Origin of the sequence: Pseudomonas sp. FP1762, assembly GCF_030687105.1 — a bacterium.
Lineage (GTDB): Bacteria > Pseudomonadota > Gammaproteobacteria > Pseudomonadales > Pseudomonadaceae > Aquipseudomonas > Aquipseudomonas siliginis.
In genome coordinates, this window is sequence record NZ_CP117458.1 from 2,000,522 (window position 1) to 2,021,551 (window position 21,030).

A 21,030-nucleotide genomic window follows, 5' to 3' on the forward strand; every position below is an offset into this window, starting at 1 on the left:
AGGTGGTGCGCTGATGAAGCTCGCAACTGATCCGAAAAAAAAGATGAAAAGGTGCACCCATCCATATATCAGGAAGGGGTATTACCTAGGGTTGTTTAGCGATGTTTATGTTTACGTTTTTTGCGGAGAACAGCGACTACCAGAGCAATGGGATGACTTTGAGCTCCGCTCCAGACCTCCTCGTGGTTTATCTCCCAAATAGTTCAAGTGACTCTCGGCGGGAGCAGCAAGATAGCAGAGGCCAATTTCGACATGACACCACACGTTGAGTGGAGTAAAGATTTCGGCCACCGTCGCGCCAGGTGCAGGCATTCCTGAACAACTTGGGCTTTGTAAGGCTTCGGATAAGAGCTTCGTTGGCGCATGGAAATCCTGGCAATAAGGTTGATCGCGACCGCTTAAAAATACGCGGATACGATCGCCCCTATGTTGGGATTCGGAGGTGATTTCGCCGGATGCATACACTGCTGACGTTCTGACATTGCTTTTGCACAGTTAGTACGCATTGACCTCGGCCATTGAGGCGGTCACCGTTTGACTTTCAGCCAATGACGTCGAGGTTGTTGCAGATGGCAGTGAAGACCCTAGGCGCAAATGCGAAAGCGATCACAGATGCGATTATGCGGATACGGCACTCCTAAATTGCCTACGCAGTCCGCTGTCGGCCAAGGGCGGACGTCCGTAAGCGGCTGCTTTCGGTCATAAGCGGACATCGGGAAGCGGCCGCTGCCGCTGCCGGCCATTAGCTGCCATTTATGCCCCGCTTCATTGCCATTCGTGGTAAGCCTAAAAACTGCTTGCGGCCGTAGAAGGCTTTCAGAATTCTGACGTACGGATAGGGAGTTGGCTTTCCTCGGAGCGGCTACCTATAGCAGCACGTAGATCATTCCAAGGCTTAACTCCTCTATGTGCGCTGGGGCATTCGGGCATATGTGCAAAATTGGCAGCCGCATCTGCCTCTGGTTGGACAGCTCTGCATGCCTTGCAGACGACCATTCCCTTATTTAAAGCCCATTTTTCATTCCACGAGACGAGCAATTCGGAGATTGACATTGAGACACCGGAATATCTATACAAAAACAAACCTTTGTACAATTATTTTGGTTGCTCTTTCTGAAATGTCAATCCGCAATTTGTGGTCTCCCGTTGGCCGATTGCATTTTTTTTGACGGGCGGCAACCGGCCAGGAGCGTACGTGTGTAAGCAGTCACTCCCGTCAGAAGCGGGCAGCACTGGCCGTCAGCTTTCGGCCATAAGCGGACGTTCGCGAACGACCGCTTAACGACCAAGATCGCCCTCAGATGCAAGTGGTAATTGCATAAGGGTGCCCCTAGTTTATTGCGTTTCTACCAAGCCCCGGGAGCGCAGCGCGTTACATCAACAAAAGGTGACGTTTAGGTGGGGGGCAGCTTTCGCTAATAATCTTGAATGCCGGTCTAAAATGAATTTCCTCAAAATCAATCGCTTACAGCGATACATTGCTATTGTTTTTTAGTGTATGTACATTAGTGTGCGTGAGCGTACCGCTTATGTGCCGCAGTCGATTGTTTTTAGATCCTGGATTTTGCTCTTACGAGCGCCTTAAGTTTTCACTTTTGGCTTGTCCGGAGACTCGCACCTCCGATCACCTCCCAAGAACCTGGAGGAGACAGGTACGGTAGGTTTGGCCATGTGAAGGATGGCAGCTGCCAGCGATCTGATCGATGAACGCATCATCCTTCACTGCACCCTTGAGTATGGGTTGGCCAAGTCTATTTTTAAAAGGATTTGAAAATGGTCCAACTGAATCCGAAAAAGGTTTTTAAAGGTTCAATTTCTAGCATTGAAAATCTCTGCAGCGCCTTTTCAGTTTCTCTTCAGGAAATTTATGGGGCTCTCTCTCTCTCTCTCTCTCTCTCTCTGATGAGGAAGAATACACTGTTTCTCAAACACCTAAGGGCGACGGTAGTGTCAGGTTAGTCTACAATCCACATTATTTGCTTCGTAAAATTCAAAGGCGAATCAATAAGCGGATATTCTCTCGCTTAAGTATTATTCAGTGGCCTGATCATCTCTTTGGTTCAGTACCTAATCAGCGAGATCCAAAAAACCAAAGGATGATCAACAAAGATTATGTCTCGTGTGCCGCCAAGCACTGTGGTGCAAAGAGCTTGTTGAAAGTTGATGTGAAAAATTTTTTTGATAATATCCACAAAGATATCGTTTTCAATATTTTTGAAAATTTCATGAAGTTTGATCGTGAGACTTCGGCGCTGCTTGCGGAAATATGCTGTTTTCAGTCCTATGTGATACGAGGAGCTTTAACCTCTAGCTATCTTGCCAGTTTGTGTCTTTATGATGTGGAAGGCGCTGTTGTTGAGCGGCTTATGAGGAAAGGGCTTGTTTACACACGCCTTGTGGATGACATTATAGTGTCTTCGAAGATATCGAACTATGACTTTTCCTATTCATTAGATATTGTTCGAGCCATGCTAACAAGTAAAGAGTTACCCTTAAATATAGCCAAGACTCGCTCGATCTCTGTCTCCACTGAGCCACTGACCGTTCATGGTTTAAGAGTAGCCTTTCACGAACCTCGCCTACCATCCGGAGAGGTTTCAAGAATTCGGGCAGCACTAAAGAATATAGAAAACTTGGCTTCTGAGCGTGGCTACAGAACGACACATGCTTACCGTCATGACTTCAATCGTTGTATGGGGCGAGTTAATAAACTGGTAAGAGTTGGACATAACCGATATGAGTCATTACTTGGTAGGATAAAAAAATATTTCCGCTACCCTCAAATAAAGATATTGAGCGTGCGAGTGCGATGCTTGAGCGTTTAATGCAAGATTGCAGTACTAAGCGAAGTACATATTGGTATGCCAAGCGATACTACAAACTTCAGGAAAGGCTGATTGTTTTGAAAAGATCGTTTCCGGCAACTACTAAGGAAATTAGAAAGTCCTTGAAGGGATTGCAGCCTGACTATGCTTAATAAGCTTAAGAGCGCATGGAATAATTATCCATATTTAAATGTTTTGGCTGCTGGGCTTTTGTTTATTGCAGTGGTCTGTCTGGCGGTTAGCGTGTCAATATTTTTGATTACTGGAATCTCAGGAGAGTTATCTCGAGCTTTTTGCTTAACTAATGGTTGTGTAAAAAATTTTTAGAGCTATTTGATCAGCCGTTTCTGATACTGTCGGCAACTTTGAGTCTACTTGTCGGAATTACAACTGTTGGAGTGATAATAGTCGCCTTCATGAGTTATTTTAATAGCGTAAGCGCTACGGCACTTTCAAATCATATATCGCATTATTCAATTTTGCAAAACTACGTCACGCTAGAGGTATCTAAACGCAATCGGGTAGCTCCAGCGCCAGTGGATGTATTCGTTTGGTATAACTTAATTTTCTCAAAATCTCGCATCGGTAAAACGACAATATCTGATGAATATTGCAGTGTGATTTTGGCCATTAATGATCAAATACTTTTTTCTAATGAGCAAGCGATAAACGCAATGCAAGGCTCATTCCGTTATATGCCTCATCAAAAGAGAATAATAGACTCGTCAAAGGCTTAGGTATTGAGTTAAGCCATCATCCTAGAAACGATTTTTACGAAATTGAAGATCAGGTGTTTTCTCTAATATCAAGCCTAAATAAGTCATTTTGTTATTCGGATAAAGTTCCCGCGTTAGTAAAAAGAGATTATGTTTGAGCACCAAATCTCATTTTATATTATAACCGTGGTCAGCTTTTAGTTTAGGACTGATGATGAGAAATCCCGATATTACTTTGACGCGCGAAGAGCAAGCGTTTTTTGTGTTGATAGGGTTTAACTGGAAAACTCATGATGAGCTTCGATGCTCGCTAGAACCGATGACGCAGCTCGCTTTGAGTCTTTTTGAAAGATCCGCAGTTCCCAAAATTCGAATCGCCTACTTTACCGACCCAAACTTCAACCTGGGGGGAGAGGTAGGTCACGCGAAGAGATATTCGAAAGAAATGGAACCTCTGGGGGAGGAAATACTCTGTCACCCACATTTCCTGAAGCATTTTGAGTATTTTTTGTGCGGGCCCAACCTTCCTACTGTAGTAATCGAGGCCTTCAAGAGAGAGGCCTTGTGCTCAGGCTACTTGACGGGGGGGAGACATCAATGACTTGGCGCCTCTCGCTAGATCGTGTGTACGATCAAACGGCTTAGACCCTCACGTTGCTGCAGATGAGTTTTAAACTAGCTATTGAATGCGTTGCTGGGCCTTCCCATGCCGACATGTTGCGTAAATGTGTCCGTGCAATTAAACAGCGATAAAGTCCCCACAAACAGATCGGTGATCCTAGATGTCGATCTCAAGTACGGGTATTTGCATCGTCGGATTCGGCGACGACTTTTTCAGTCCTAACCAAGGCGGTCGTCTAGATCCCCCGCGTATGGCCGGCAGCCGCCGTTCGCAAGCCGCGCTGCTTGGCTAGAAGCATCACGCTCACTGCTCCCATTACCTGCATCGGTGGCAATGCACCTAGGTAAAGGCATTCAGCTTTTCTCGGATTTAAAATCTATTGACTCCATCTTAGTTTCTAATGACCGCCGAAGCCGGGTAGACCATGATTGCTATAGTCTGTGTAAACCAGAAGTTTATAGTGGCGATCATGGAAACGTTCAGCAGTATCGAATGCTTTGTGCGCAGCGCCGAAGTCGGCAGCTTTGCCGAAGCCGCGCGACGCTTGAGCCTGACCCCGGCGGCGGTCGGCAAGAGCGTGGCGAAACTGGAAGCGCGGCTTGGCGTGCGGCTGTTCCAGCGTAGTACCCGCAGCCTGACGTTGACCGAAGCGGGGCAGCTGTTTTTGAGTGAAGTCAGCGCCAGCCTGACCACCATCCAGAATGCCGTAGCCAATCTGGCCAGTGCCGGCGGGCAACCGGCCGGCACGCTGAAAGTCAGCATGGGCACGGTGTTCGGTCGTCTGTATATCGTGCCGCTGCTCGGTGAGTTTCTGCGGCGCTATCCGGCGATCAACCCGGACTGGCATTTCGATAACCGCCAGGTCGACCTGATCGGGCAGGGCTTTGACGCGGCGATTGGCGGCGGCTTTGAACTGCCACAAGGCGTGGTTGCGCGCAGGCTGACACCGGCGCATCGGGTGTTGGTGGCATCGGAGGACTATCTGCAAAAACATGCCCCGATCAGCCATCCCGATGACCTCAGGCAACACGACGGCATTCTGATTCGCTCACCGCAGACCGGGCGCGTGCGTTCCTGGCAACTGACTCACCGCGATCAGCAACACAGTCCGCTGACATTGCGGACGCGGATGACCATGAGTGATTCCGAGGCGGCGTGCGCGACGGCGATGCAAGGTTTGGGCATTGCGCTGGTGAGCATGCCGTTTGCGGTCGCGTATCTTCAGGCAGGGACGTTGCAGCGAGTGCTGCCGGACTGGTTTGTCGATGACGGCAACATTTCGATCTATTACGCCGAGCACAAATTGTTGCCGGGCAAGACCCGGGCGTTTGTGGATTTCGTGATTGAACAGTTTGCTGAGCAGGGACTGGGGCGGCGGTTTAGTGCTATCTGAGCCAGGCATCAAACCGAGTTGCGGCTATCGCGGGCAAGCCCGCTCCCACAAGTTTTGAGTTGTTCACACATCTTGCAAACAACACAAAACCCTGTGGGAGAGGGCTTGCCCGCGATGAACGATAACTCGGTTTATCGAGCAAAGCGCTGCGCCCAGCCAACAATATTCTTCGGTCGTGGCGTCGCATAAGTGCGCACCTTGGACGTCGACAACTTCAAACGCACCAGCGACTCGGCAATCATCACGGCGGCTGTCACGCCATCCACCACCGGCACGCCGGTGCGCCGGCGAATCTGCTCGTCCAGCCCGGCCATACCGCCGCAGCCCAGGCAAATCACCTCGGCCTTGTCCTGGCTCACCGCCAGTTCGGCCTGCTGCACGATCGCTTCCAGCGCGCGCTGCGGTTCGTGTTCCAGCTCCAGAACCGCCAGACCACTGGCGCGCACCGAGGCACAGCGATCCCACAGGCCGGACAATTTCAGCCGATCCTCGATCAGCGGCACGGTGCGATCCAGCGTGGTCACCACCGAGTAGGCATGGCCGAGAAACATCGCGGTGCTGGCCGCCGCGTCAGTGATATCTACCACTGGCACGTTGAGCAGTTCCTGCAAACCTTCGCGGCCATGTTCGCCGTAGCCGGCCTGGATCACCGCATCGAAGGGTTGATCGTAAGACATCACTCGATCCATCACGGCGATGGCGGCCAGGTAACTTTCGAAATTGCCTTCAATCGATTCGGCGCCGAAGTACGGCGTCAGGCCGACGATTTCGGTACCGGGCGAAGCGACGGCCTGTGCCGAGCGGGCGATGGCGTCGGTGATGGATTCGGTGGTGTTGACGTTGACCACGAGAATACGCATGGAAAATCCTTATTGCGGGCAGTGGTGCGGCCCGAAAACCGGGCCGCGAAGGGATCAGTGGCTGACGTTATCCACAGCGATGCATTCACCGCTGACTTCGGCGTAATGGGTCTGGCGCTTGGCGATGATCAGGTAAAGCATGCCGGCGATGCCGGCACCGATCAGCCAGGAGAACGGCGAGACGCTGTGGAAACCGGGCACCAATGCCAGAACGATGGCGATCAGCGCCGCAGGAATAAACGCCGCCACCGCGCGGAAATTGATGCCGCGGCTGTAGTAATAAGCGCCGTTGGGGTCTTCGCTGTAGAGCTGCGGCACATTGATCCGGCCTTTGCGGATCAGCCAGTAGTCGACCATGATCACCCCGTACAGCGGGCCGAGCAGGGCGCCGAGGCCCGACAGGAAATACACGATCACCAGCGGGCTGTTGTAGAGGTTCCACGGCAGGATGAGCACGGCGATGGTCGCGCTGATCAATCCGGCGCGGCGGAAGGTCAGGTACTTCGGCGCCAGGTTGCTGAGGACGAACGCCGGGGCAACGAAGTTGGCCATGATGTTCACCGCAACGGTGACAATCAGAAAAGCCAGGCAGCCGAGCACCAGAAAGAACGTGTTGGGGATCGAAGCGATGATCTCGGTCGGGCTTTCGATGATCCGCCCGTTGATCTGGAACTGCGCGCCACACAGCAGTACGGTAATCGCGGCGAATACCAGAATGTTCACCGGCAAGCCCCAGAAATTTCCTACTTTGATGGTTTTGCGGCACGGCGAAGAACGGGCGAAGTCGCAGAAATTGAGGATCAGCGTGCCGTAGATCGCCAGCCACAACGCGCCACCAGCAAAAATGTTGCGCCACATCTCGCCCCCGGTCAGCGGCTCGCGGATCGACCAGGCAATGGTCGCGTTGGCCTGGAAGTACATCCACCCGGCGAGTGCGGCTACGGTCAGCAGAATCACCGGCCCGGCAAATGCCTCGTAACGGCGCACCATCTCCATGCCGTAGGCGAGGATCGCCAGTTGCACCAGCCAGATTGCTACAAAGCACACCCAGCCCAGACTCGACAGGCCCAGAATTGAGTCGTGATCGTATTCGGCAAAGCCGGGATGCACGGCGGTCAGCAGGACGCGGAATACCACCGAGGCGAGGTACGTCTGAATACCGAACCAGGCGATGGCGATAACCGCCCTGATCAATGCAGGAATTTGCGCACCGTGGATGCCGAAACTGATCCGGCTGATCACCGGGAACGGCACCCCGGTTTTCTGCCCCATGTACCCGGACAGGTTCATGAAGAAGTACACCAGCGCCGCGCCGATCCCCAGTGACAAGAGGATTTGCCAGCCGCCCAGACCCAGTGCATACAAGCCGATGGCGAACGAATAGTTGGCGATGTTGTGCACGTCATTCGTCCACAGGGCAAAGATGCTGTACTGGCCCCAGCGCCGCCCTTCGGCTTTGGTCGGCGCCAGATCGCTGTTGTGCAGACGCGGGCTCAGTTGCAGCGGCTCGCTCAGTCCGTCATCAAGCAACGGTTGATCAAGCGTGGAGGAGGGCAGATTCAGCGCGATGTTATTCGAAAGACTTGTACGCATTCCGGCAGGCTCCTGACGTTCACTCCCGCGATGACTGTGCATGAGCGCTCAGGCTCGACAAATCTTCGTCGCGGCGGTGAAAACATCACTGGTTACGGGGCATCTGCAGCCTGTACGGGATAGGGCGCTTCAGGCTTGCGGATCGAAAGTGTGCATGTTTTGCAGTTTTGTATACAAAACATGTATGCGATAAAGCCAGATTTGTGCCAGTTGCCAATCTATAAGCGCTAGGGCTCATTTCGAATAGTTATCAATGCGGGGTAAGTGACTGAAAAACCGGCGATATAAATTGATCGATTGGACAGGAATTTTTTTCAGGGGAGGGAGTTTGCAGAGGGGCAAGCAGATGGGGATTGTGCTGGGGGATGTAACTTTTCAGGGCGTCAGAACTGAAAGTGCACACATAAATGGCACCGATGGTGACAACCTTGTGTACACCTTTTGCGTGCCTGGCACATATCAATGTGGGAGCGAGCCTGCTCGCGAATGCGGTGTATCAGGCAACTGAAACGTTGACTGGAACGGCGCTTTCGCGAGCAGGCTCGCTCCCACAGGGGAACTCATTTCAGCAAATGATCAAGCCTTGCTCTTGCTGATGATATTCCCCGCGTGCAGTCCGCATTCTTTCTGCGTGGCTTCTTCCCACCACCAGCGGCCTTCACGCTCGTGCTGGTTCGGCAGCACCGGGCGGGTGCAGGGTTCGCAGCCGATGCTGATGAAGCCGCGCTCGTGCAGGCTGTTGTAGGGCAGTTCGAGCATGCGGATGTAACCCCAGATCTCCTCGCTGGTCATCTGCGCCAGCGGGTTGAACTTGTACAGGGTGCGTTCCGGTGTCGAGAAGGCTGTGTCGATTTCCAGCACCGCCACGGCGCTGCGGGTGCCCGGGCTCTGATCGCGGCGCTGGCCGGTGGCCCAGGCTTTGACGTCGGACAGCTTACGGCGCAGCGGCTCGATCTTGCGGATGCCGCAGCATTCGCCGTGGCCGTCCTTGTAGAAACTGAACAGGCCTTTTTCCTTCACGAACGGTTCGAGTTTCGTGTAGTCCGGCGAGACGATTTCAATATCGATCTTGTAATGCTCGCGCACCTGCTCGATGAAGCGGTAGGTCTCCGGATGCAGGCGGCCGGTGTCGAGGCTGAAGACTTTGACGTTCTTGTTCAGCTTCCACGCCATGTCCACCAACACCACGTCCTCGGCGCCGCTGAAAGATATCCACAAGTCATCTCCGAATTCGGCGAATGCGAGCTTGAGGATGTCCTGGGCGGATTTGTTGGCATAGGTCGTGGCGAGTTCCACGACGTCGAACGTTGGGCTCATCAGGTCGGCTTCCTACAGGTCAGTGGCGCTCGGGCGCTCTATAGGGAGCCGATGGTAACAAAAAGCTGCCGCGGCCGGGGCGTCCTCTGCGTTGCGCGCCTCGGGTGCAGACGCTAGAGTTCGGCCTCGCTTGACTCAAATAATCACTATAAACGGGAGTGTCTTGTGGAAATTGCTTGCCTGGATCTTGAAGGGGTACTGGTACCGGAAATCTGGATCGCCTTCGCCGAAAAAACCGGAATCGACGCCCTCAAGGCCACCACCCGGGACATTCCCGATTACGACGTATTGATGAAGCAGCGTTTGCGCATCCTCGACGAGCACGGCCTCAAGCTTGCGGACATTCAGGAAGTGATCGCGACACTGAAACCGCTGGACGGCGCGGTGGAGTTCGTCAACTGGCTGCGCGAGCGTTTCCAGGTGGTGATTCTCTCGGACACCTTTTATGAGTTTTCACAGCCACTGATGCGCCAACTGGGCTTCCCGACCTTGTTTTGCCATCGCTTGATCACTGACGACAGCGGGCGGGTGACCAGCTATCAACTGCGTCAGAAAGATCCCAAGCGCCAGTCGGTGCTGGCGTTCAAGAGCCTGTACTACCGGGTGATCGCGGCGGGGGATTCATACAACGACACGACCATGCTCGGCGAGGCGGACGCGGGGATTCTGTTTCATGCGCCGGACAACGTGATTCGCGAGTTTCCGCAGTTCCCGGCGGTGCATACGTTTGAAGAGCTGAAGCAGGAATTTCTCAAGGCCTCTAATAGAGAGTTGAGTTTGTAGTTGTCTGGAAGGACGTCTTCGCGAGCAGGCTCGCTCCCACATTTGGAATACATTTCCCTGTGGGAGCGAGCCTGCTCGCGAAGCTTTTAAGTTTTTAGAGGTTTTGCAGGGTATCGAGCAGGATCCGCACTTTGGTCATCGACTCCTGATACTCCGCCTGCCAGTCCGAATCGGCGACGATCCCGCCGCCGCCCCAGCAGCACACCTGGCCATCCTTGACCAACAGACTGCGAATAGCGATGGAGCTGTCCATCTCGCCGCGCACGTCCAGATACAGCAACGAGCCGCAATACAGACCGCGCCGGGTTGGCTCCAGCTCGTCGATGATCTGCATCGCCCGAATCTTCGGTGCGCCGGTGATCGAGCCGCCGGGGAAGCTGCCGGCGATCAGGTCCAGCGCATCACGATCCGCCGCCAGTTCACCGGTCACGCTGCTGACCAGATGATGCACATTCGGATAGCTCTCCAGACTGAACAACTCCGGCACCCGCACCGAGCCGATGCGGCAAGTGCGCCCGAGGTCGTTGCGCAGCAGGTCGACGATCATCAGGTTTTCCGCGCGATCCTTGGGGCTGGCCAGCAGTTCGGCGGCGTTGGCGGCGTCTTCGGCTGGAGTCAGGCCGCGAGGGCGGGTGCCCTTGATCGGACGGGTTTCGACCTGACGCTGGCTGACTCTGACGAAGCGTTCCGGTGAAAGGCTCAGCACCGCGCCGCCGTCGGGCAGGCTCTGGAAACCGGAGAACGGCGTCGGGCAGGCCTGGCGCAATGCGCAATAGGCCAGCCATGGATCGCCCAGACATTCGGCACGGAAGCGTTGCGCAAAGTTGACCTGATAGCAGTCGCCGGCCTGGATGTACTCCTGAATGCGCTCGAACGCCTGACGGTAATCGTCGGCCGAGAGGTCACCGGCCATCGGGGCGTTCAGTCTGAAGGGCACCAGCGCGTCAACTTGAGGCAGGGTGAACAGCGCGACCAATCGCTGCCGTTCACTGTCGACAAGCGAAGGATGAAAGACCAGTTGGCTGGTTTGCGCGTGGTGATCGCTGATCAGCGCCCAGTCGTACAGGCCAAAACGCGCATCGGGCAGTTGCATGTCATCCAGTGCCTGACTCGGCAGGTTTTCCAGATGCCGGCCGAAGTCGTAGCTCAAATAACCGATCAGTCCGCCGGCGAATGGTAATTCATACCCGGCAGGCAACTGCGCTTCGCCCAAGCGGCTGAGGTGGTCACGCAGGCGCTGGAGGAAATGCGCACCGCTTTCGTCCGGCAACACCGCCAGTTGTTCCAGCGGCCAGGCGCTGAGCAAGTCATAACGGCCGCGTTCAGCGCTCGGCCGGCCGCTGTCGAGCAGCACGGCGCCGGGTGCGTTGCGAATGGCCGCGAAATAGTCGGCCGGATTGGCGCGGTAGGGCAGTGGGTGTACGGAGCAGGTCAGCATGGGCGGGGCAGATCGGCCGTTGAGGCGGGGTGGGGATTGTAGTCCTCTGCGCTGCCAGATCAAAGTCAAAAGCCTCCCCCTCACCCCAACCCTCTCACCCAAGGGGGCGAGGGGGAAAGGGAGCAGATCGGGGGCTTTTCAAAACTTGGGTTCGGCTCGATATCTTGGGGGAGGGAGCCGATCTTCATGCTTTTCAAAGCTTGAGTTCGACTCAAGACGTTCAGGTCGGCGTACCTCCAACATCCACCTCGGTCAGTCCCCTCTCCCTTTGGGAGAGGGTTAGGGTGAGGGGCTCTTGAGCTTTTAGCCTTCGACAGCTGGAATATGCCCAAACATCTCCTGGGTAAACGCCACCCGCTCTTCAACCGACTCCGTCACGCCCCGCGCCTTCAGCTCTTCCAGCCGCGCTTCAACCGCGTGGGTACGCAAGGTCAGGCCGCAATCGTTGGCGATCTGAATGTTCAGCCCCGGCCGCGCATTCAGCTCGAGGATCAGCGGGCCTTTTTCCTGATCAAGCACCATGTCCACGCCGATATAACCCAGCCCGCACAGCTCATAGCAGCCGGCGGCGAGTTTCATGAAACCGTCCCAGTAGGGCAGTTGCACGCCATCCACCGCGTTGGTGGTGTCGGGGTGTTTGGTGATGATGTTGTTCAGCCAGGTGCCGCGCAGAGTAAGGCCGGTGGCCAGATCGACGCCGACGCCAATGGCGCCCTGGTGCAGGTTGGCCTTGCCGCCGGACTGGCGGGTCGGCAGACGCAACATCGCCATGACCGGGTAACCCATCAGCACGATGATGCGGATGTCCGGCACGCCTTCGTAGCTGATGCTTTTGAAGATCTGGTCCGGGGTCACACGGTATTCGATCAGCGCGCGGTCGCGGTGGCCGCCCAGCGAGTACAGGCCGGTGAGGATGCTGGAGATGTGATGTTCCAGCTCCTCGTGGGCGAGGATCTTGCCCGACACCGTGCGATAACGGCCTTCGAAGCGGTCGGCGATGACGATGATGCCGTCGCCACCCGCGCCCTGCGCCGGTTTGATCACGAAGTCGCTGCGCCCGCCGATGATCTCGTCGAGCTTGTCGATTTCCTTCTCGGTGGAGATCACCCCGTACAGCTCCGGCACATGAATGCCGGCGGCGATGGCGCGTTCCTTGGTGAGGATCTTGTCATCGACGATCGGGTACAGGCTGCGCTTGTTGTACTTGAGCACGTAGTCCGCGTTTCGGCGGTTGATGCCCATGATGCCGCGCGCCTCGAGGGCCTTCCAGGTCTTCCAGAAACCGAACATCAGGCGTCAGCCTTCTTCAGGAAGGCCTTGAAACGTACCAGTTCGGTCAGGCGGTAGCCGCGATAGCGACCCATCGCCAGCATGAAACCGACCAGAATCAGCAGGATCGCCGGGAAGGTAAATACGAAGTACACCAGCTCCGGCACGGTCATGATCAGGTGCGCCAGGGAGGCGGCGAACAGCGTGCCGATGGCGACTTTCAGCGCATGGTTGGCGCCGCGTTCTTCCCAGGTGATCGACAGACGTTCGATGGTCATGGTCAGAATCACCATCGGGAACAGCGCCACCGACAAGCCACGCTCAAGCCCCAGCTTGTGGCTGAACAGACTGATCGCCGCAATCAACACCACCACGAACGTCAGCACCACCGACAGGCGCGGCAGCATTTGCAGCTTCAGATGTTCGAGATACGAGCGCAATGACAGGCCCAGCGCCGTGATCACTGTGAACAGCAGGATGCCGAAGCCCAGCTGCGTTTCGCGGAAGGCGAGGGCGATCAGCACCGGGGTGAATGTGCCGAGGGTCTGCAGGCCGACCAGGTTGCGCAGGATCAGGATCACCAGCACACCGATCGGGATCATCACCATGATCATGAAGGTCTGCTGGGTCTGCAGCGGCAAGCCGTACAGCGAGTAATCGAGGAAGTTGGCGTCAGTGTTTTCGTCGGTCAGCTTGGCCAGACGAATCGCGTTCATCTCGCTGTTGTTCAAGCTGAAGGTCACGTTGGCTTTCTTGCCACCGTCGACGGTGATCAGGTTTTCGTCGCCGGTCCACCACAGCAGGCGATCGGTCGGCAGGCCTTGCTCACCGGTTTCCGGGTTGAAGTACAGCCAGTCGTTGCCGTTGAAGCTGCGCAGCCACAGTTCGGGAGTCTGAGGCTGATCGGCGACGAGGCGGATGGTGTGGACTTTTTCTACCGGAACGTGGGCAATCGACAGCAGCAGTTCGACGATCTTGGCTTTGTGCGAAGTCGACGGATCGCCGGCCAGCAGCAATTTGACGTTGTCGTCGTTGACGTTGTTGACGCGCTTGATCGCCTCGCCAATAAAGGTTTCGACGTCGGCCGAATGTTGGCGGATCGGCGCGAGCAGGGCTTCGGCGGCGATTTTTTCCGGGCCTTCGATGACCATGCTGTCACGGAAGGTCGGGCCTTTGACCTTGGATTTTTCCGCGGTGTAGCGCTTTGTCAGCACCAAACGGTAATACAGCGTCTGGTTGCCCTTGGCGCGACGGGCCGACCAGGTCACCTTGCGGTTGCCGTCGATGCGGTTGACCGCGACGCCGTAGTTATTGGAGATGAAGCTTTCGTTGAGGCTCACGTAATCGCGGCTCAACGGCGGCACGAACATCTGGATCTTCACCGGATCCTTGGTGCTGGCGACGAACTCGACCTTGGCGTCGATGTTCCACAGGTCGTCGGTGGCGTCTTCGGTCACCGGGATGCCGAGCACGAAAATCTGATAGGCCGTAACCGAAACGCCCAGCAGCACCAGCACGGCGATCAGGATTTTCAGGTGGAAGGTTAGAGAACGCATGGAAATTACTCGGCGGTGTGAGCGGCGATGGTGCAGGCAGGTTTGCCGGCAGCGTATTTAAGACTGGGGTCGACCAGCGCGTCGAAGCGTTTCAGCGCCTCGGAGCCGATCAAAAGCGGGTATTGGAACGCACTTCGGTCGGTGAGGTTCACTTCGATGCTGCGCATTGCCGAACCCATGCAGATATCCAGCTCGATCACCGGACGGGCGGTGTACTGCTTGCCTTCTTCCGGATCGTAGTCGCCGGCGCGGCGCTTGATCTTGCTGACCCGCGCCAGCGGCCGTTCGATGGGGTGCGAATGCGCGGTGTCGATCGCCAGGTAGAAACGTACCCAGGATTCACCGTTGCGTTTGAAGCGTTTGATGTCGCGGGCACTCAGCGAGGCGGTTTTCGCCCCGGTGTCGAGTTTGGCCGCAACTTCGAGATTGATGCCGTCAAGCGAAGCGTATTCGTTGAGGCCGTACACGGTTTTTTCCCCCGCGGCGGCGAGGCCGGGCAGGCAAAACAGAGCAAAAAAGGTGGGGAAAGGCTTGAGTCTCATAAATCCTGGTGCGCAGCGTTCCGTTATCGGTTCAGGTGCCCGCACAACCGTGCGCAAGCCCCCGCGTGTGCCTGGCAGCTTTTTATGGCAAGCCGTACAAAAGACCCGCAAATGCGGGCGGCATTCTAGCACGGTGGTTTTATGGCGCCAGCGCTTGCGCCGACCCAAAACCTGCAAGGGGTGCCACCCTTGTGGGAGCGAGCCTGCTCGCGAATGCGCTGTGTCATTCGATGCAGAAGCCGACTGACCTGCCGCCTTCGCGAGCAGGCTCGCTCCCACAGTAATAGATGATCGATTGGCAGCGGTTATTAGACGATTGTCGACAATACCTATTTATCCTTTGACTCATCGGGCCAGATTGGCTAGTTTTTGCCGCATTGGATTTAAAGGTGTCGACAATCATGCTGGATCAACTCGATCCCCCGGTCATCAGTGGCGACGATTCCGAGACGCTGTCGGAAAACGTCTTCCGGCGTATCCAGGCCGCAATCGTCAAAGGCGAAATCGCCCCGGGCAGCAAGATCTCCGAGCCGGAGCTGGCGCGCACCTATGGCATCAGCCGGGGGCCGCTGCGTGAGGCGATCCATCGTCTGGAAGGCCAGCGCTTGCTGGTGCGCGTGCCGCACGTCGGTGCGCGGGTGGTCTCGCTCAGCCATGCCGAATTGATCGAACTCTATGAAATCCGTGAATCCCTTGAAGGCATGGCCTGCCGCCTCGCCGCCGAGCGCATGAGCGTCGAGGAAATCGACGAACTGCGCCGGGTCCTGGAAACCCACGAGCGCGATGCGGCGTTTCAGGCCGGCGTCGGTTACTACCAGCAGGAAGGCGATTTCGACTTTCATTACCGGATCATCCAGGGCAGCGGCAATCGCACGCTGACGCAGATGCTCTGCGGCGAGCTGTATCAATTGGTGCGCATGTACCGCATCCAGTTTTCCACCACGCCGAATCGCCCGCACCAGGCCTTCGCCGAACACCACCGCATTCTCGATGCCATCGCCGACCGTGACGGCGAACTCGCGGAATTGTTGATGCGCCGCCACATCGGCGCCTCGAAACGCAACATCGCCCGTCACTACGAGGACGGCGCCCACAACAAGACAGCCACTGAACGAGGTGATGCATGACTTCCAACCTGAACACGCCGGGCCAGCGCTTCCGCGATGCGGTCGCCAGCGAGCATCCTTTGCAAGTGGTCGGCGCGATCAACGCCAACCACGCGCTGCTGGCCAAACGCGCCGGTTTCAAGGCGATCTACCTGTCCGGTGGCGGTGTAGCCGCAGGTTCTCTGGGCGTGCCGGACCTGGGCATCACTGGATTGGACGACGTGCTGACCGACGTGCGCCGCATCACCGATGTCTGCGACCTGCCGCTGCTGGTGGATGTCGACACCGGTTTCGGCTCGTCGGCGTTCAACGTCGCGCGTACGGTCAAGTCGATGATCAAGTTCGGCGCGGCGGCGATTCACATTGAGGATCAGGTTGGCGCCAAGCGCTGCGGCCATCGCCCCAATAAAGAAATCGTCAGCCAGCAGGAAATGGTCGATCGCATCAAAGCCGCCGTCGATGCCCGTACCGATGACAGCTTCGTGATCATGGCGCGTACCGACGCACTGGCGGTGGAAGGTCTGGAGTCGGCACTCGATCGTGCGGCGGCGTGCATCGAGGCCGGCGCTGACATGATCTTCCCGGAAGCGATTACTGAACTGGAGATGTACAAGCTGTTCGCCAACCGCGTGAAAGCGCCGATCCTGGCCAATATCACCGAGTTCGGCGCAACGCCGCTGTACACCACCGAACAACTGGCCGGCGCCGACGTTTCTCTGGTGCTGTATCCGCTGTCGGCATTCCGCGCGATGAACAAGGCGGCGGAAAATGTCTACACGGCGATCCGCCGCGATGGCACGCAACAGAATGTCATCGACACCATGCAGACTCGCATGGAGCTCTACGATCGTATCGATTACCACACGTTCGAGCAGAAGCTCGATGCGTTGTTTGCACAGAAGAAAGGCTGAACAAAACCCTGTGGGAGCGAGCCTGCTCGCGAAAGCGGTGGATCAGGCAATGTCAAAGTGACTGACACGACGCTTTCGCGAGCAGGCTCGCTCCCACAAGTTTCCCCATACAAATTCAAGAAGATTGGAGAACACAATGGCCGAAGCAAAAGTACTCAGTGGCGCCGGGCTCCGTGGCCAGGTTGCCGGGCAAACCGCACTGTCCACCGTGGGCCAGGCCGGAGCCGGGCTGACCTATCGCGGCTACGACGTGCGTGAACTGGCCGCCGACGCGCAATTTGAAGAAGTCGCGTATCTGCTGCTGTACGGCGAACTGCCGACCAAAGCGCAACTGGCCGACTATCAGACCAAACTGAGCAAGCTGCGCGACCTGCCGCAAGCTTTGAAAGAAGTGCTCGAACGAATTCCCGCCGACGCGCATCCGATGGACGTCATGCGCACCGGTTGCTCGTTCCTCGGCAACATCGAACCGGAGAAAGACTTCTCCGAACAGCGCGACAAGACCGACCGTCTGCTCGCCGCGTTCCCGGCGATCATGTGCTACTGGTATCGCTTCAGCCACGACGGCAAGCGCATCGACTGCGTCAGCGACGAGCCGACCATTGGCGGCCACTTCCTGCATTTGCTGCACGGCAAGAAACCGAGCGAACTGCACGTCAAAGTCATGAACGTGTCGCTGATCCTTTACGCCGAACACGAATTCAATGCCTCGACCTTCACCGCGCGGGTTTGCGCTTCGACTTTGTCGGATCTGTACTCGTGCGTGACGGCGGCGATCGGTTCGCTGCGTGGCCCGTTGCACGGCGGCGCCAACGAAGCGGCGATGGAAATGATCGAGCGCTTCTCGTCGCCGGAAGAGGCGATCAAAGGCACCCTCGGCATGCTCGAGCGCAAGGACAAGATCATGGGCTTCGGCCACGCGATCTATAAGGACAGCGACCCGCGCAACGAGGTGATCAAGGGCTGGGCGAAAAAACTCGCGGACGAGGTCGGCGACAAGGTGTTGTTCCCCGTCTCTGAAGCCATCGACAAGACCATGTGGGAGCAGAAGAAACTGTTCCCGAATGCCGACTTCTATCACGCCTCGGCTTACCACTTCATGGGCATCCCGACCAAGCTGTTCACGCCGATCTTCGTCTGCTCGCGCCTGACCGGCTGGGCCGCGCACGTGTTCGAACAACGCGCCAACAACCGCATCATCCGCCCGAGCGCCGAGTACACCGGCGTCGAACAGCGCAAGTTCGTGCCAATCGAACGTCGCTGAATGGTGAGCTGACCCGGAACCAGAGAACCCCGCTAGACCCTGTGGGAGCGAGCCTGCTCGCGAAGACGGACTGGCATCCAACAAGGATGTCGACTGATCTATCGCTTTCGCGAGCAGGCTCGCTCCCACAGTGGACGGTGTGCAACTCAGGTGTCTGGCCTCACCCTTTGAAATTACCGTGACCCGAGTCCTGACCCGATGAACACAGAATTCCGCAAGAACCTGCCCGGCACGCCGCTGGATTACTTCGACACCCGCGCGGCGGTCGAGGCGATTGCGCCTGGCAGCTACGACACCCTGCCGTACACCTCCCGCGTGCTGGCGGAAAACCTTGTGCGTCGCTGCGACCCGGCCACGCTCACCGACTCGCTCAAGCAACTGATCGAACGCAAGCGCGACCTCGATTTCCCGTGGTTCCCGGCGCGGGTGGTCTGCCATGACATCCTCGGCCAGACCGCGCTGGTCGACCTCGCCGGTCTGCGTGACGCCATCGCTTTGCAGGGTGGTGACCCGGCGCAGGTCAACCCGGTGGTGCCGACGCAATTGATCGTCGACCACTCGCTGGCCGTCGAGGCGGGCGGTTTCGATGCCCAGGCCTTCGAGAAGAACCGCGCCATCGAAGATCGCCGCAACGAAGACCGTTTCCACTTCATCAACTGGACCAAAAAGGCCTTCAAGAACGTCGATGTGATCCCGCCGGGCAACGGCATCATGCACCAGATCAACCTGGAGAAAATGTCCCCGGTGATTCAGGTGCGCGAAGGCGTGGCGTTCCCCGACACTTGCGTCGGCACCGACAGCCACACGCCGCACGTCGATGCGCTGGGTGTGATTGCCATCGGCGTCGGCGGCCTCGAAGCCGAGAGCGTGATGCTCGGTCGCGCGTCGTGGATGCGCCTGCCGGAAAGCGTTGGCGTCGAACTGACCGGCAAGTTGCAACCGGGCATCACCGCCACCGACATGGTCCTGGCTTTGACCGAGTACCTGCGTAAACAGAAAGTCGTCGGCGCGTGGCTGGAATTCTTCGGTGAAGGTGCAGCAGCGCTGACCCTCGGCGACCGCGCGACCATTTCCAACATGGCCCCGGAATACGGCGCCACGGCGGCGATGTTCTACATCGACCAGCAGACCATCGATTACCTGAAACTGACCGGTCGTGAAGACCAGCAGGTTCAATTGGTCGAGCAGTACGCCAAACTCACCGGCCTGTGGGCTGACAGCCTCAAAGGTGCGCAATACGAGCGCGGCCTGACCTTCGATTTGTCCTCGGTGGTGCGCAACATGGCCGGCCCGAGCAACCCGCACGCCCGCGTCGCGGTGTCCGATCTGGCGGCCAAAGGCATCTCCGGCCAGTGGGATGACGTGCCGGGGCAAATGCCCGACGGCGCGGTGATCATCGCCGCGATCACCAGTTGCACCAACACCAGCAACCCGCGCAACGTCATCGCCGCCGGCCTGTTGGCGCGCAATGCCAACAAGCTCGGCCTGACCCGCAAGCCATGGGTCAAATCCTCGCTGGCGCCGGGCTCGAAAACCGTGGCGCTGTACCTCGATGAAGCGGGGCTGACCACTGAACTTGAACAGCTCGGCTTCGGCGTCGTCGCGTTTGCCTGCACCACTTGCAATGGCATGTCCGGCGCGCTCGATCCGCTGATCCAGCAAGAGATCATCGACCGCGATCTGTACGCAACCGCCGTGCTTTCCGGCAACCGCAACTTCGACGGCCGCATTCACCCGTACGCCAAACAGGCATTCCTTGCTTCGCCGCCGCTGGTGGTTGCCTACGCGATCGCCGGGACCATCCGTTTCGATATCGAGAAGGATGTGCTGGGCGTGGTCGATGGTCGGGAAATTCGCCTGAAAGACATCTGGCCGAGCGACGAAGAAATCGATGCGGTGGTGAAGTCTTCGGTCAAGCCTGAGCAGTTCCGTCAGGTCTATATTCCGATGTTCGCCGTGCATGAAGACACCGGGCCGAAAGTCGCGCCGCTGTACGACTGGCGCGAGATGAGCACCTACATCCGCCGTCCGCCGTACTGGGAAGGCGCACTGGCCGGCGCCCGTCCGCTCAAGGCCATGCGCCCATTGGCGGTGCTGCCGGACAACATCACCACCGACCACCTGTCGCCGTCGAACGCGATCATGCTCGACAGCGCCGCCGGCGAATACCTGGCAAAAATGGGCCTGCCGGAAGAGGACTTCAACTCCTACGCCACCCACCGTGGCGACCACCTGACGGCACAGCGCGCGACGTTCGCCAATCCGAAGCTGTTCAACGAAATGGTCGTGGAAAACGGCAAGGTCAAGCAGGGTTCGCTGGCGCGTGTCGAGCCGGAAGGCCAGGTCATGCGCATGTGGGAAGCCATCGAAACCTACATGCAGCGCAAGCAGCCGCTGATCATCATCGCTGGCGCTGACTACGGCCAGGGTTCGTCCCGCGACTGGGCGGCGAAAGGCGTGCGCCTGGCCGGCGTCGAGGCGATTGCCGCTGAAGGTTTCGAACGCATTCACCGCACCAACCTGGTGGGCATGGGCGTGTTGCCGCTGGAATTCAAACCTGGCACCAACCGCCACACCCTGGCCATTGATGGCAGCGAAACCTATGACGTGATCGGCGAACGCAAGCCGCGCGCGGACCTGACTCTGGTGATTCATCGCAAGAATGGCGAGCGTGTCGAAGTGCCGGTGACCTGCCGTCTCGATACCGCTGAAGAAGTGTCGATCTACGAGGCCGGCGGCGTGTTGCAGCGCTTCGCGCAGGACTTCCTCGAAGGCTCGGCGGTAGCCGTCTAAATCAACTTGTGGGCATGGGATTTTCAAGTCCCATGCCTTCGG

Annotated in this window: 15 protein-coding genes; 8 read left to right on the forward strand and 7 right to left on the reverse strand. The window is 57.2% G+C overall.

Annotated features, from left to right (window positions below; all coding sequences use genetic code 11):
• Positions 1–1,976 precede the first annotated feature (1,976 nt).
• The 3 genes from PSH90_RS08905 (at position 1,977) to PSH90_RS08910 (ending at position 5,556) form a co-directional block, all read left to right on the forward strand.
• Complete coding sequence (locus PSH90_RS08905) at positions 1,977–2,825, forward strand: reverse transcriptase family protein (RefSeq protein WP_236249056.1); 849 nt, start codon at positions 1,977–1,979, stop codon at positions 2,823–2,825.
• A gap of 365 nt (positions 2,826–3,190) precedes the next feature.
• Complete coding sequence (locus tag PSH90_RS27485) at positions 3,191–3,562, forward strand: retron Ec48 family effector membrane protein (protein ID WP_370695121.1); 372 nt, start codon at positions 3,191–3,193, stop codon at positions 3,560–3,562.
• Positions 3,563–4,632: 1,070 nt separating this feature from the next.
• Positions 4,633–5,556, forward strand: a complete 924-nt coding sequence (locus tag PSH90_RS08910) for a LysR family transcriptional regulator (RefSeq protein ID WP_150741370.1) — start codon at positions 4,633–4,635, stop codon at positions 5,554–5,556.
• A gap of 131 nt (positions 5,557–5,687) precedes the next feature.
• Here the strand turns inward: PSH90_RS08910 and PSH90_RS08915 are convergent, their stop codons facing one another.
• The 3 genes from PSH90_RS08915 to PSH90_RS08930 all read right to left on the reverse strand — a co-directional run bounded on the left by PSH90_RS08915 (position 5,688) and on the right by PSH90_RS08930 (position 9,326).
• Complete coding sequence (locus PSH90_RS08915) at positions 5,688–6,416, reverse strand: aspartate/glutamate racemase family protein (protein ID WP_305382532.1); 729 nt, start codon at positions 6,414–6,416, stop codon at positions 5,688–5,690.
• A 54-nt stretch (positions 6,417–6,470) separates the two neighbouring features.
• The gene (locus tag PSH90_RS08920) at positions 6,471–8,009 is read right to left on the reverse strand and encodes an NCS1 family nucleobase:cation symporter-1 (protein ID WP_236169904.1); all 1,539 of its coding nucleotides are present in this window, start codon (positions 8,007–8,009) and stop codon (positions 6,471–6,473) included.
• 576 nt (positions 8,010–8,585) lie between these two features.
• A complete protein-coding gene (locus PSH90_RS08930; RefSeq protein ID WP_243241704.1) occupies positions 8,586–9,326 on the reverse strand; it encodes a phosphoadenylyl-sulfate reductase in 741 nt (246 codons plus the stop codon).
• 165 nt (positions 9,327–9,491) lie between these two features.
• Here PSH90_RS08930 and thrH point away from each other — a divergent pair, with 165 nt between their 5' ends.
• Positions 9,492–10,109, forward strand: coding sequence for a bifunctional phosphoserine phosphatase/homoserine phosphotransferase ThrH (gene thrH / locus PSH90_RS08935; protein WP_305382533.1), 618 nt, complete (start codon positions 9,492–9,494; stop codon positions 10,107–10,109).
• Positions 10,110–10,203: 94 nt separating this feature from the next.
• On the opposite strand, the gene pabB is transcribed toward thrH, so the two are convergent.
• From pabB to PSH90_RS08955, 4 genes are all read right to left on the reverse strand, one after another.
• Complete coding sequence (pabB, locus tag PSH90_RS08940) at positions 10,204–11,547, reverse strand: aminodeoxychorismate synthase component I (protein WP_305382535.1); 1,344 nt, start codon at positions 11,545–11,547, stop codon at positions 10,204–10,206.
• A 303-nt stretch (positions 11,548–11,850) separates the two neighbouring features.
• Positions 11,851–12,837, reverse strand: coding sequence for an alpha-L-glutamate ligase-like protein (locus tag PSH90_RS08945; RefSeq protein WP_056784132.1), 987 nt, complete (start codon positions 12,835–12,837; stop codon positions 11,851–11,853).
• Positions 12,837–14,372, reverse strand: coding sequence for an inactive transglutaminase family protein (locus PSH90_RS08950; RefSeq protein ID WP_024012295.1), 1,536 nt, complete (start codon positions 14,370–14,372; stop codon positions 12,837–12,839). The genes PSH90_RS08945 and PSH90_RS08950 overlap by 1 nt, the downstream gene beginning before the upstream one ends.
• A gap of 5 nt (positions 14,373–14,377) precedes the next feature.
• Positions 14,378–14,914, reverse strand: a complete 537-nt coding sequence (locus tag PSH90_RS08955) for an ATP-dependent zinc protease (protein WP_016773819.1) — start codon at positions 14,912–14,914, stop codon at positions 14,378–14,380.
• 404 nt (positions 14,915–15,318) lie between these two features.
• Here PSH90_RS08955 and PSH90_RS08960 point away from each other — a divergent pair, with 404 nt between their 5' ends.
• From PSH90_RS08960 to acnD, 4 genes are all read left to right on the forward strand, one after another.
• The gene (locus tag PSH90_RS08960; protein ID WP_177180867.1) at positions 15,319–16,041 is read left to right on the forward strand and encodes a GntR family transcriptional regulator; all 723 of its coding nucleotides are present in this window, start codon (positions 15,319–15,321) and stop codon (positions 16,039–16,041) included.
• Positions 16,038–16,931, forward strand: a complete 894-nt coding sequence (prpB, locus tag PSH90_RS08965; RefSeq protein ID WP_150635869.1) for a methylisocitrate lyase — start codon at positions 16,038–16,040, stop codon at positions 16,929–16,931. Before PSH90_RS08960 ends, prpB begins: the two co-directional genes overlap by 4 nt.
• Before the next feature lie 136 nt (positions 16,932–17,067).
• Positions 17,068–18,195: a 2-methylcitrate synthase gene (prpC, locus tag PSH90_RS08970; protein ID WP_076566881.1), complete on the forward strand. Its 1,128-nt coding sequence runs from the start codon at positions 17,068–17,070 to the stop codon at positions 18,193–18,195.
• 198 nt (positions 18,196–18,393) lie between these two features.
• Positions 18,394–20,988, forward strand: a complete 2,595-nt coding sequence (gene acnD, locus PSH90_RS08975) for a Fe/S-dependent 2-methylisocitrate dehydratase AcnD (protein ID WP_305382536.1) — start codon at positions 18,394–18,396, stop codon at positions 20,986–20,988.
• Positions 20,989–21,030 lie beyond the last annotated feature (42 nt).

Bases quoted from the DNA above. Each gene is read 5' to 3' on its own strand.
- PSH90_RS08910 (WP_150741370.1), top strand. From the start codon at position 4,633: ATGGAAACGTTCAGCAGTATCGAATGCTTTGTGCGCAGCGCCGAAGTC.
- PSH90_RS08915 (WP_305382532.1), bottom strand. From the start codon at position 6,416: ATGCGTATTCTCGTGGTCAACGTCAACACCACCGAATCCATCACCGAC.
- PSH90_RS08920 (WP_236169904.1), bottom strand. From the start codon at position 8,009: ATGCGTACAAGTCTTTCGAATAACATCGCGCTGAATCTGCCCTCCTCC.
- PSH90_RS08930 (WP_243241704.1), bottom strand. From the start codon at position 9,326: ATGAGCCCAACGTTCGACGTCGTGGAACTCGCCACGACCTATGCCAAC.
- pabB (WP_305382535.1), bottom strand. From the start codon at position 11,547: ATGCTGACCTGCTCCGTACACCCACTGCCCTACCGCGCCAATCCGGCC.
- PSH90_RS08945 (WP_056784132.1), bottom strand. From the start codon at position 12,837: ATGTTCGGTTTCTGGAAGACCTGGAAGGCCCTCGAGGCGCGCGGCATC.
- PSH90_RS08950 (WP_024012295.1), bottom strand. From the start codon at position 14,372: ATGCGTTCTCTAACCTTCCACCTGAAAATCCTGATCGCCGTGCTGGTG.
- PSH90_RS08955 (WP_016773819.1), bottom strand. From the start codon at position 14,914: ATGAGACTCAAGCCTTTCCCCACCTTTTTTGCTCTGTTTTGCCTGCCC.
- prpB (WP_150635869.1), top strand. From the start codon at position 16,038: ATGACTTCCAACCTGAACACGCCGGGCCAGCGCTTCCGCGATGCGGTC.
- prpC (WP_076566881.1), top strand. From the start codon at position 17,068: ATGGCCGAAGCAAAAGTACTCAGTGGCGCCGGGCTCCGTGGCCAGGTT.
- acnD (WP_305382536.1), top strand. From the start codon at position 18,394: ATGAACACAGAATTCCGCAAGAACCTGCCCGGCACGCCGCTGGATTAC.